Origin of the sequence: Legionella pneumophila subsp. fraseri, from assembly GCF_000586315.1 — a bacterium.
GTDB lineage: Bacteria > Pseudomonadota > Gammaproteobacteria > Legionellales > Legionellaceae > Legionella > Legionella pneumophila_B.
The window spans coordinates 140,223-152,164 of sequence record NZ_JFIM01000002.1; the positions used below are offsets into that span (position 1 = coordinate 140,223).

Sequence of the window (11,942 nt, forward strand, 5' to 3'; positions counted from 1 at the left end):
GATGGGAATGCAATCGTTCTGATTAGGTTTTCGAAATATAAGGATTATCTTTAATATAAAATCTTAATAATTCATTAGCCCATTCTTTTGCGTAATGAACACCAATCCTCGGTTTTTCTATGATGGTAAAATCAGTTGTTGTGTTCGGCTCAGCAATATAAAAATCATTACTTAATAAATCATGGTGGTTCAGTTTAGAGTCAATGCGCATGGCTTTGGATAATAACCCTGGTCCTTGAGTTCTATCCTGAATGTTTTTAACAGGCTCCAGGGCACGTATTAATACGGCAGAACCTATCCCTTCCTTTTCGGTGACTACGTTCATGCAATAATGCATACCATAAATTAGATAAACATACGTATATCCTGCCGGACCAAACATGACTTTAGTCCTTTTAGTCAATCCTTTCGATGAATGGCAAGCCAAATCATGTTGCCCAAGGTAGGCTTCGACTTCTACAATGCGTCCAATCCTCTCTTCCAATCCATCATGATGAACCAAATATTTACCTAAAAGTTCTTTCGCAACCAGAACGGTATCACGCTCATAAAAAGATCTTGGTAATTTACGCATAACAGAATCTCACTCGACTTCTGAAAATTCGTTTAGGGCTTCGAGAAAATAATGGCCATAACGAGCTAGTTTATGTTGTCCAACGCCAGATACATTCAATAGCTGCCTATTGTTTTTGGGTTTTAATTGAGCCATTTCATGTAATGTCGCATCACTGAATATCATAAATGGTGGTTTGTTTTCTTCATCTGCCAACTGACGTCTTAACGCACGAAGTTTTTCAAATAATGGGTTACTTTCAGGCTTAAAGGAAGCATTCTGCTTTCCCTTTCTTTTACTGCTATTCAGGTCGTGGTTAGGAATGGTTAATGAAATGCGTTCTTCGCCTTTTAGAATGGGAATTGCTTTTGGGGTCAAGCGTAGCACATTAAAATGATTCATGTCCTGTAAACAATAATTTTTATGAATTAATTGCCAGGTAAGATGCTTCCAATAATTAGCAGACTTCTCTTTGCCAATTCCAAAGGTACTTATGTGCTCATGTCCAGACTGTTTGATTTTTTCAGTTAAACTGCCTCTTAGTACATCGATAGTATGAGTTAAGCCATAGCTTTGTTTTAATCGATAAATACACGATAACAATTTTTGCGCATCTTCTGTCACATCGGCTGTTTGCGGTGGGTTATCGCAGACATCACAGTATTTGCATTCTGTATCACAGGGTTCGTCAAAATAGCGTAATAAAATTTGACGACGGCAATGTGACGCTTCAGCAAAAGCAAGCATATGATTTAATTTATTGGTTTCTATCTGTCTTTGTTCATCAAGAGGAATATTCATGATCCAGGATCTCAGCCGAGCGCTATCCGCAGCATCATAAAGAAGGAGTGCTTTAGCTGGTAATCCGTCACGTCCTGCACGACCTGTTTCCTGGTAGTAGCTTTCGATGCTTTTGGGTAAATCATGGTGAACAACAAAGCGAACATTAGGCTTGTCAATACCCATTCCAAAAGCAATAGTCGCTACCACAATATCAATACGATCATATCGGAAAAGGTTTTGCACCTCACGCCGCTCTGTATGAGACAGCCCAGCATGATAAGCACGTGCTTTAAATCCAAGTTCTTGTAATTTCTCCGTAAGATGTTCGACGGTGTGACGGGTTCCACAATAAATAATTCCAGATTGTTGGGTGTCCGATTGTAAAAACTGGTTTAGTTGTTTTACTGCATTTGTTTTAGAAATTACTTTGTAATGGATATTAGGTCGATTGAATGAAACAACGTATTTTTTGGGTTGATAATTCAACTTGGTAACAATATCTTCACGTGTTTGATTATCTGCAGTCGCTGTTAATGCAATCATTGGAATATCAGGAAAATTGGTTTTCAGTAAACCTAAACAAGCGTATTCGGGTCGAAAATCATGCCCCCATTGCGAAATGCAGTGCGCTTCATCAATGGCAAATAATGAGATAGTACATTCAGACAGCCTATCTAAAAAAGAGGTGCTAATCAGGCGTTCTGGAGCAATATAGAGTAAATCCAATTCATTATGATGTAATTGATTTAGTACATTTCTTGCTTCTTCGGCAGTTAAGGATGAATTGTAGTAAGCGGCGCGAACACCTTGCAGTTTCAGTGCGGCGACTTGATCTTCCATTAACGCGATTAAGGGAGACACTATAATGCCAACACCGGGGCGGACGATAGCGGGAATTTGATAGCAAAGAGACTTCCCGCCGCCAGTGGGCATCAAAACCAGTACATCTTGGCCAGAAATGACATCCTCAATTATTTTTTCCTGCGGAGGTCTGAAGGAATCAAATCCAAAATATTGTTTTAAAACAGCCAATGCTCTTGGATTTATAATTGATGGTTGCGCTGAAGTTTCCATGTAATTATTCTTATTGTCTTTCCCAGGCGCTAAAAATTCGCAATAATATCATTTTTTAAGAAAGCGTCATAAATAAATCCAATGACTAAAATTAATAAATCTAAGGATGGTCTATGCATTTTAATTTCACTGATGAACATTTGGCATTTCGAGAAATGGCCTCCGAGTTTGCTCGTAACAAACTGGCTCCAATGGCAGATTCCTGGGATGAACAAGGTTATTTTCCAATCGAAATTTTAAGAGAAGCGGCCCAATTAGGTATGGCGGGAATGGTAGCCCGGGAAGATATAGGCGGTGCCCAGCTCTCTCGTTTGGATGCAGCACTCATATTTGAACAATTAGCTACTGGTTGTATTACAACGAGTGCTTATCTTTCCATCCATAATATGGTTACTTCATTAGTCGACCGCTACGGTAATGAAGAGATTCGCAAGAAATGGGGGCCAAAATTAACCGCTATGCACGTGATAGCGAGTTATTGTCTTACAGAACCTGAATCCGGATCTGATGCGGCCTCTTTAAAAACCCGTGCAGTAAAAGAGGGTGACTATTATGTTCTTAATGGCGCAAAAGCATTCATATCAGGTGGAAGTGTTAGCGACGTGTATTTATGTATGGTACGGACAGGTGATGAATCCCATCATGGCATCAGCTGTTTGTTAATTGAAAAGAATACTCCTGGACTGACGTTTGGAAAACTGGAGAAGAAATTGGGTTGGCGAAATCAGCCAACTTGTATGCTATATTTTGAAAATTGTCGTGTGCCAATTGCCAATCGTGTTGGTGAAGAAGGGATGGGTTTCAAAATTGCGCTGAATGCTTTAAATGGAGGGCGAGTTAATATTGCTTCCTGCTCATTAGGAGGAGCTCTTGCTTGCCTGCGCATGAGCCAATCCTATATGCATGAGCGCAAGCAGTTTGGTAAACCTTTAACTCAAATGCAAGCCCTTCGTTTTTATTTTGCGGATATGTTAACAGATTATGAAGCAGCAAGGCTGATGGTTTATAGAGCTGCAACAGCAATGGATAATGATGATCCCAATGCGCCAATGTATTGTGCGATGGGCAAGAGGTTGGCTACCGATGTCGCATTTCGTATTAGCGATAAAGCCATGCAATTGCATGGAGGTTATGGCTACCTGCGAGATTATCAAATTGAAAGAATATTTAGAGATTTAAGAGTTCATCAAATTCTTGAAGGGACTAATGAAATCATGCGTGAAATTATAGCGAAAGCAAGTTTGGATGAAGAGTATTTTATAGAGTAATCACAGGGGATTATTGATGAATTTAATTGAACAGGATATAGATAGTAACGGGATCTTAACTTTAACTTTGAACAGACCAGAGAAACTCAATGCTTTAAGCACAGATGTTCTGAGTGCATTAAATGAATTATTCCTTCAAGCGAAATACAATCCAAAAGTGAAGGCATTATTGTTAACAGGGAATGGTAAAGCATTTTGCGCTGGTGCTGACATTAATCGACTGGCTGAATGTAATGCGCAAACTGGTTATGAATTTGCTTGTCAGGGACAAGAAGTTTTTCGACTTTTGGAGACGATGGGGAAACCTTCACTTGCGGCGGTGAATGGTTTTGCTTTTGGTGGCGGATGTGAGTTAGCAATATCTGCAACCCTCAGAATTGCTTCAAATAAGGCGATGTTTGGTCAGCCTGAGGTAAAACTCGGCGTTATTCCCGGATATGGTGGTACACAGCGATTGGCTCGGCTAATTGGCAAAGGGCGAGCGATGGATTTATGTTTGACAGGGCGCTTTATAGATGCTGGCACTGCCTTAAACTGGGGTTTGGTGAGTGAAGTAGTCGAACCAGAGAATTTATTAGCCCAAGGAAAAAATATTCTAAACGGAATATTAAGCATGGCACCTTTAGCAATTGCCAGTGTTATGGAAGTGATTGATCATGGTTATGATTTATCACTGACGGAAGCACTCCATTTGGAAGCAATTCATTTTGCAAAAGTGTGCGCCACGGAAGATAAGAAGGAAGGAGTAGCTGCGTTTCTAGACAAGAGAACTGCAGATTTTAAAGGGGTTTAATTATGACTGAAGAGGTGCTGTTTTCTCAGGAAGGTCAATTGGGATTCATTACTTTAAATCGACCAAAAGCTTTGAATGCTTTAACTTTATCAATGATCATGGCACTGCAAAAGCAATTGTCAATTTGGAAAGAAGACCATTCTATTAAAGCAGTCGTCGTGCAAGCGGTTCCAGGAAATGCTTTTTGTGCAGGCGGTGACATTCGTTGGTTATATAACGCAGGCCGGAGTAAAGACTCTGAGCAAATGCAGTTTTTTTGGCATGAATACAGGTTAAACCATTTTATTCATCATTTTGGTAAACCGTATATTTCTTTACTGGATGGGATCACTATGGGAGGGGGAGTTGGTATTTCCCTGCATGGTAGTCATCCTGTTGCCAGTGAGCGTTTTGTATTTGCAATGCCAGAAACAGGGATTGGTTTTTTTCCTGATATTGGTGCCAGCTATTTATTAAACAGATGCCCAGGGTTTTTAGGAATCTATTTGGGGTTAACCGGAAATAAATTGGGTCCTCATGATGCCAAGAAAGCAGGATTAGTGAAACAGATTGTCTTTGCAGAACAAATGCAATCAATGATTGATGCATTAAAGCAAGAAGATTTATCAGAAGATGCTTTTAATCGTGTCGATCAATGTATTTCTTCTTTTGCCAGTAATGCTATCCCCACCGAGGCAAGTCAAATCAAACCCTTAATTGATGTTTGTTTTTCCAGGCCTACTGTCGAATTAATAAGAGAATCCTTACAAAGCACAGAAGGTGTGTGGGCTCTTGGAGTGGACAATACCTTGCTGCAAAAATCGCCTCTGAGCCTTAAGATCACTCTTGCGCAAATCCAAAAAGCCAAAGGTTTATCTTTAGCAGAATGTTTAAAAATGGATTTCGATCTGGCCAGTCACTTCATGAAAGGCAGTGATTTTTATGAAGGAGTTCGCTCTTTATTGATTAATAAAGATAAAAATCCTCAATGGAAACCATCCAGTTTGGAGCTGGTTACTGACGCCATGGTAGTGAGTTATTTTGAAAGCTCATCTTGCGGGTTGGAATTAATGGTACTTTAGTATGTATTGATTATCTCCCTTAGGGTTGTAACAGAGTTTCAAGGCAGCCTAAGGGAGCAGTTAAAAGTAATCATGCAAATACGCCATCTCCAAAATATCTCCTGCATCTAAAGAGTTTCAAGCTTCTGGTTGTAAGCAGCGGTGATTACTGTACCTATTACAATTATGAGTGAAATAATATTTTAGATTAGACACAAATATCTGCTCACCATTTTCCATAAGAAAAATTCGCTCAGGTTGTAACTCGACGAAATTCGAATCCATTAAAATGGCTTGATAAACGCTTGAGGCATTAACAAATATCCACTTATCCAGGAAAGGTAGAATTTTATTGGGATCATTGGTAAAGAAATTTTGATAGATATCAGTAAACAATTTATTTCTCATTTCATAATTGCTTTTGAAGTAGAAATTACTGCGATCTTGCTTATATTCTACGAAAGGTGGTTTATTGGGATTTTTTTTCATTCCTGCCGAGATGGTTAAGGCAACAACAAGAGCTTTTGCGGGTTCAAATATCAATGGTGTGCCTAACAGATTGGAACCATTATTTTTTGCCAGGTAAGCTTCTAATAATTCAACGGCATCATCTGCTAATGGATCTAAATAACTATTGATGAGAAAGCCGGTGGCCATATTGGTATCCGGATTATAAGTGCAGCTAATATAAGTATTGTAGGTAAATTTATCAGGAGCAAAAGGAGCTACGATTTTTTCAAGAATTTCTTCGTGTACTTGATCGCAGTCTAATTGTTGTGATTCCAGCGAACCGGAGATACGAATAATTTGAGTGGGGTAGTCAATGCTTCTGACATTAGGTTGAAGTAAATTCAAGTGAGTCGATTCACTGGAATAGGATTTAACAAGAGCATTTTTACTTGGTGGAATATTCGTTAGAAAGACATCTCCTTTGTCATTTTCAGGTTGGCTGAATGCACAAACGGGGAGTAAAACCAGTGGAGCAATAAAATGATTGAATCTCATAGCAAACTCCTTTTTAAATTAAATCCTTTAATTTAAAGAACCAGTTTAGCAGGGAACAGAATGGATCAAATTTTAATCATAAGTGCTCGCATGAAAACAGGCCCTAATTTTGAGTATACAGCAATGATTCCAATTGGCTATATCATGGATAAGGAAAGTTTTTTGCAGTGACTAAGGTAGCGCTCTCCTGGTAATAATAGAGCGCTACTAACTGATTGCTAGAGTGTCCTGGATCAGTTCATTTAGGATGACTAAGTTCCAGTGGGATGCAATAATCGTGCTGCTTGAAATTCTTCCTGTTTTGTATTCGGCATTGTTTGTTTTGGTTTTTTATCAAAAAGGTAACTATAATTTTCAGCATTGATAACTTCTTGTTGAGGTTCAACCGTCAGATCTTTTTGAGAGTAGGTTTTTGCAATTTTTCTAATATACTCCATGTCTTCGTCGAGATATAAATCAGATTCAACCTCATCACGCTCAAATTCCAAACGGTAACGGTCATCCAGTTGTGTATTGCGATTGATATGCATGTAGATACCGCCAACGGTTAACGCAGCACACGTAACAGAAGAAAAGGCGGCGGGAATCGCTATTGCTATAATTGGCGATACAAAGAGTACAGGAGGCAGAAACATGCTAATACCGCTTAAAACAATTAATCCAACCAATGCTCCCAGACCAATAAGAGGTACCTTAGTAAAACCAAATAAATTTCTATCAGAGTTCGCATACCATGCTGCTCGCTCTTCATTAGTTGGGCACATGTAGTTTAAACCCGTTCTTTGATAGTCATTAGACCCTATCCAGTAAAAATCTTCCTCAGCATCTATATAGTCGCGTGCTTTTTTACGAGCATAAAACTCTGCACCAACTGCAATTAATGGCATTGCAATCATCATTGCTGGTAATAAGAAGGTCGCCATTGGTACAAAAAAAGCCGTAATCGTAGCCGCAACAGTAAATAGCAAGGTTGCTAGTACCACTGGGCCGAAAGTTGCAGCTACACCCCATGCTATTCCTTGAGCTACTTTATCGTTTGTTCTTAATAAACTGGTTTGTTGGGGTTGGTGGCCTAATAGAAAATAGGGCAAGTTGGAATGCGTTGCAAAAATATCGTTCACCACACCATAAAGAATTCCACTTAAATAGGCAGAAGCACCCACAAATAAAGCAGTTGTGATGGCTGTTAACCAAAAGGGAGCGGTAAAAAAGCTGTAGAGATAAATAATAGAATCATTACAGCAGAAATACCAACACCAATAAATCCATAGCGCAGTAATTTCTGCAACACATCGTCCTGTGGTAATTCTTGACCTAATAACCTGGGATGACGGTACAGTATTCTGTAAAAACCATGTTGTTTTAAATAGTTGACTGTAGAACTCTCTTTATCTTTTGATTCTAATTCAATAATAAATTTATTAACGAGTTGAATGGCTTGGCTTAAATGACTTTCATTACTTAGTTTTAATTGGTAATTTTCTATTAGTTGATAGATTTCATGTTCTCTGGAAAGCTGTTTTTTTTGCATCCTCAAGTAACAAATTCAAAATCTTTATTTGTTGTGTTTCACTGAATGCCTGTTTTCCATATTGTTGCATTGATTTTCTTAATTCTGATTCTGACGTTGACATGTACGGTTTCACAAAAAAACGGCAATTTTATCAATAAAAATCAAATTGATCAATAATTGATTTTTAAGTTTAAAATTTGAGTTAAACGCCTGAACACTATAATGAAATGGATAAACACCAGTGAGACTTTAATTTATAACGAAAAAATTGTTAGTTTTGTACTTTTCCTTTACAATTCACAGCAATTAATTACTTACTTAGAGATTCACATGTCTGATTTTTATCAAGACTTTAATAAAAGGCGAACTTTTGCCATTATTTCTCACCCTGATGCAGGAAAGACCACTGTAACTGAAAAATTATTGCTTTTCGGAGGAGCTATTCAGCTGGCAGGTACGGTTAAAGGCCGTAAAGCAGACCGGCATGCCACTTCCGATTGGATGGAAATGGAAAAAGAAAGAGGGATTTCGATTACTACTTCGGTAATGCAGTTCGTACATAACCAACATGTCATCAATTTGCTTGATACACCAGGCCATGAAGATTTTTCGGAAGATACGTATCGTACTCTGACAGCTGTAGATTCTGCTTTAATGGTCATTGATGTGGCCAAAGGGGTAGAAGAGCGGACTGTAAAATTGATGGAAGTTTGCCGTTTACGTGATACACCTATCATGACTTTTATCAATAAGTTGGACAGGGAAGGGCGAGAGCCTATTGATTTGCTTGATGAAGTGGAGTCTGTTTTGGGCATTCAATGTGCCCCAATTACCTGGCCAGTTGGAATGGGAAAACGCTTCAAAGGAATTTATCACCGCTATCAGGATATTATTTATTTATATCAGCAAGGAAGTAATGCAAAAAAAATAGAGGCTACGCAGATTAAAGGTTTGGATAATCCTCAACTAGATGAATTGATCGGTGACAGCGCAAACGAACTCAGAGAAGAAATTGAATTAGTCAGGGGGGCATCCCACGAGTTTAATTTGCAAGATTATCTCGCAGGCAAAATGACTCCCGTGTATTTCGGTTCAGCAATTAATAATTTTGGCATTAAAGAATTATTGGATGATTTTGTTGAGTATGCGCCGGGTCCCCAACCGCGAGCTACACAGGAGAGGGCTGTTTATCCGAATGAAGAAACCTTTTCCGGCTTTGTTTTTAAAATTCAAGCCAATATGGACCCCAAACACAGAGACCGAATTGCCTTTGTGAGAGTTTGTTCGGGTTCTTATAAGAAGGGAATGAAATTAAGCCACTTGCGTATAGGAAAAGAAGTGCAGATTTCCAATGCATTAACTTTTATGGCAGGCGATCGATCACACACAGAGCTTGCTTTGGCTGGTGATATTATTGGTTTGCATAATCATGGCACCATTCGTATTGGTGATACTTTTACACAGGGTGAGCAATTGAAATTTACTGGAATTCCTAATTTTGCTCCTGAATTGTTTAGGCTTGTCAGGCTGAGAGACCCATTAAAGAGTAAAGCCTTACTCAAAGGATTAATTGAATTATCTGAAGAAGGAGCAACCCAGGTATTTAGGCCATTGAACAGCAATCAGTTAATATTAGGGGCTGTTGGGATATTACAATTTGATGTGGTAGCACATAGACTCAAACATGAATATAAAGTCGATTGTATTTATGAATCAGTCAATGTGACTTGCGCTCGGTGGGTTTATTCTGAAGATGAGAAAGCAATGAGCGAGTTTCGTACCAAAGCGTATGATTATTTGGCTTTGGACGGAGGAGATATGCTTATGTACCTGGCGCCTACTAAAGTGAATTTGACAATGGCAGAGGAACGCTATCCCAAGATTAAGTTCTGCGCTACTCGAGAACATTGATGAACAGGATTTGAATTTTCGCACCCCATTACTGTTCAGTGTTGGGGTGCCGTTAGCTCAATTCTTTATGCAGTACAAGTTGCTTTGAGAGTATGTGGTCCAAAATTAGTGATTTGAACTTTTGCTCCAGATTCCGCGCTTAGTTTTAAAATATCGCCGGAATGGACAGTCACTTTCATGGTGTTTCCTTTAGAGAGCGTAACACCATTAATTTTACCAGCTTTTGCCAGTGCTTCTGCAAAAAGTTCATTGGAGGGATCTTCGCTGGTAATTTTACAATCGGCTGCTACTTCCCAATACAAATAATTAACAAAGACTTGAGGTTCATTAGGTGGAAACTCGTATTCAAGAGTTACTCCAGCCTGGAGCGTGTGAGTCACAGTTGAATAAGTGTTTGAACTAAATGTTGCCACTGCGCATAACAACGTAAAGCCGATTTTTCGTAGCATAGATATATCTCCATTATGAAAAATTAACGGGCTAAGATACATTTATTTTGCTTCGTTGGCAAATTAAAAGGCATTTGCTTGGTTTGAACCGGGTACCCACCCCGTCAGAAATTATTGTTTTTATTTTGAAAGGGTTATATTTCTCCCAGAGCCTTAGCGATTGATTCAGTCATTACTTTGGCATCACCAAAAAGCATATAGGTGTTGTCGTGAAAAAATAAATCGTTTTCTACCCCGGCATAACCAGGAGATAAACTGCGTTTGACGAATAAGACCGTTTTGGCTTTTTCAACTTCCAGGACAGGCATTCCATAGATTGGAGAGGCGGGATCGGTTTTGGCCGCAGGGTTGGTGATGTCGTTTGCACCAATTACGTAAGCCACATCACAGGTAGCAAAATCTCTGTTAATTTCACTTTGTTCAAAGACTCTGTCATAAGGAATATTGGCTTCAGCAAGTAATACGTTCATATGGCCAGGCATGCGTCCAGCAACAGGATGTATTGCAAAACGAACACGAATAGAATGGGATTCCAGAGCATCAACAAGCTCTTTGACTGCATGTTGGGCATGTGCCACTGCCATTCCATATCCAGGAACAATGATGACATCCTTGGCGTTACTTAACAGAAATGCTGCGTCTTCGCCGTTGGCCTGTCTTACATTGCGTAGCTCATTACCGGAATGGGCTTGTTTCGCGTTCCCAGAACTGCTTATTCCACCAAAAATGACATTAAAGATAGAGCGATTCATTCCAACGCACATGATATAACTTAAAATTGCCCCGCTGGCGCCAACCAGAGCGCCTGTGATAACTAACAGATGATTACTCAGCGTGAAACCTATTCCTGCTGCGGCCCAACCTGAGTAGGAGTTCAGCATGGAAATAACGACAGGCATATCAGCTCCACCAATAGGAATAATGAGTAAAATACCAATAAGAAAAGCTAATCCCGCCAACAGGTTAAAGAGAAACAGGTTTTGATTGGTTACAAATAGAATGAGTAAAACCAGGATTGTTAGCCCTATTAGTAAGTTGACATGGTTTTGAGCATAAAATCGAACTGGAATGCCTGATATGATTCCTTGTAATTTTAAAAAGGCAATGACTGAACCTGAAAAAGTAATGGCTCCGATTATTAACCCCAAACTCATTTCAATAAGACTTGCGGTAGCAATCGCTCCAGGTGTGCCGATTTGAAAAGACTCAGGAGATAAAAAGGCGCAGTAGGCTACCAGAACGGCCGCCATACCTACTAGAGAATGAAAAGCGGCAACCAGTTGTGGTATGGCTGTCATGTTAATCTTCAAAGCAATGATAGTTCCTATTATTCCACCCCCTGCTATTAATGCGATTAATAGAATATGATGGTAGGTGGTGGGCATCATCAGGGTGGATCCCACTGCCAGGATCATACCCAGAATACCGAGAAGATTCCCTCTTCTTGAAGTAGCAGGACTTGCCAGTCCTTTTAAAGCCAAGATAAAGCATATTGCTGCCAATAAATAAAACAGTGGAACTATTGAATTCATTACTGATTCCGTCCTTTAAAT

General features: G+C 39.3%; 11 protein-coding genes. 4 read left to right on the top strand and 7 right to left on the bottom strand.

From position 1 onward, the window contains the following. Positions 1 to 22 precede the first annotated feature (22 nt). Together CC34_RS0103215 and recQ are read right to left on the bottom strand one after the other, a co-directional pair. Positions 23 to 574, bottom strand: coding sequence for a DNA-3-methyladenine glycosylase (locus tag CC34_RS0103215; RefSeq protein ID WP_027227577.1), 552 nt, complete (start codon positions 572 to 574; stop codon positions 23 to 25). Positions 575 to 583: 9 nt separating this feature from the next. Then, positions 584 to 2,410, bottom strand: a complete 1,827-nt coding sequence (recQ, locus tag CC34_RS0103220) for a DNA helicase RecQ (RefSeq protein WP_028379142.1) — start codon at positions 2,408 to 2,410, stop codon at positions 584 to 586. 113 nt (positions 2,411 to 2,523) lie between these two features. Between recQ and CC34_RS0103225 the strand changes: the two genes are divergently transcribed. The 3 genes from CC34_RS0103225 to CC34_RS0103235 are packed head-to-tail and all read left to right on the top strand — an operon-like array spanning position 2,524 to position 5,532. Beyond that, the gene (locus CC34_RS0103225; RefSeq protein ID WP_027227579.1) at positions 2,524 to 3,678 is read left to right on the top strand and encodes an acyl-CoA dehydrogenase family protein; all 1,155 of its coding nucleotides are present in this window, start codon (positions 2,524 to 2,526) and stop codon (positions 3,676 to 3,678) included. A 16-nt stretch (positions 3,679 to 3,694) separates the two neighbouring features. Further along, a complete protein-coding gene (locus tag CC34_RS0103230; protein WP_027227580.1) occupies positions 3,695 to 4,471 on the top strand; it encodes an enoyl-CoA hydratase/isomerase family protein in 777 nt (258 codons plus the stop codon). Positions 4,472 to 4,473: 2 nt separating this feature from the next. Then, positions 4,474 to 5,532, top strand: coding sequence for an enoyl-CoA hydratase/isomerase family protein (locus CC34_RS0103235; protein ID WP_028379143.1), 1,059 nt, complete (start codon positions 4,474 to 4,476; stop codon positions 5,530 to 5,532). A gap of 117 nt (positions 5,533 to 5,649) precedes the next feature. Here the strand turns inward: CC34_RS0103235 and CC34_RS0103240 are convergent, their stop codons facing one another. The 3 genes from CC34_RS0103240 to CC34_RS1000000117320 all read right to left on the bottom strand — a co-directional run bounded on the left by CC34_RS0103240 (position 5,650) and on the right by CC34_RS1000000117320 (position 8,047). Further along, positions 5,650 to 6,516, bottom strand: a complete 867-nt coding sequence (locus CC34_RS0103240; protein ID WP_027227582.1) for an Lpg0189 family type II secretion system effector — start codon at positions 6,514 to 6,516, stop codon at positions 5,650 to 5,652. Positions 6,517 to 6,767: 251 nt separating this feature from the next. Further along, a complete protein-coding gene (locus CC34_RS01000000116135; RefSeq protein ID WP_229310326.1) occupies positions 6,768 to 7,679 on the bottom strand; it encodes a hypothetical protein in 912 nt (303 codons plus the stop codon). Positions 7,680 to 7,702: 23 nt separating this feature from the next. Beyond that, on the bottom strand, positions 7,703 to 8,047 hold the full coding sequence (locus CC34_RS1000000117320; RefSeq protein WP_231957847.1) for a hypothetical protein: 345 nt from the start codon (positions 8,045 to 8,047) through the stop codon (positions 7,703 to 7,705). Positions 8,048 to 8,359: 312 nt separating this feature from the next. Between CC34_RS1000000117320 and CC34_RS0103255 the strand changes: the two genes are divergently transcribed. After that, complete coding sequence (locus tag CC34_RS0103255) at positions 8,360 to 9,940, top strand: peptide chain release factor 3 (RefSeq protein ID WP_027227583.1); 1,581 nt, start codon at positions 8,360 to 8,362, stop codon at positions 9,938 to 9,940. 65 nt (positions 9,941 to 10,005) lie between these two features. On the opposite strand, the gene CC34_RS0103260 is transcribed toward CC34_RS0103255, so the two are convergent. Then, positions 10,006 to 10,389: a hypothetical protein gene (locus CC34_RS0103260; protein WP_027227584.1), complete on the bottom strand. Its 384-nt coding sequence runs from the start codon at positions 10,387 to 10,389 to the stop codon at positions 10,006 to 10,008. Between the two features lie 134 nt (positions 10,390 to 10,523). Further along, positions 10,524 to 11,921, bottom strand: coding sequence for an NAD(P)(+) transhydrogenase (Re/Si-specific) subunit beta (locus CC34_RS0103265; protein WP_028379144.1), 1,398 nt, complete (start codon positions 11,919 to 11,921; stop codon positions 10,524 to 10,526). Positions 11,922 to 11,942 lie beyond the last annotated feature (21 nt).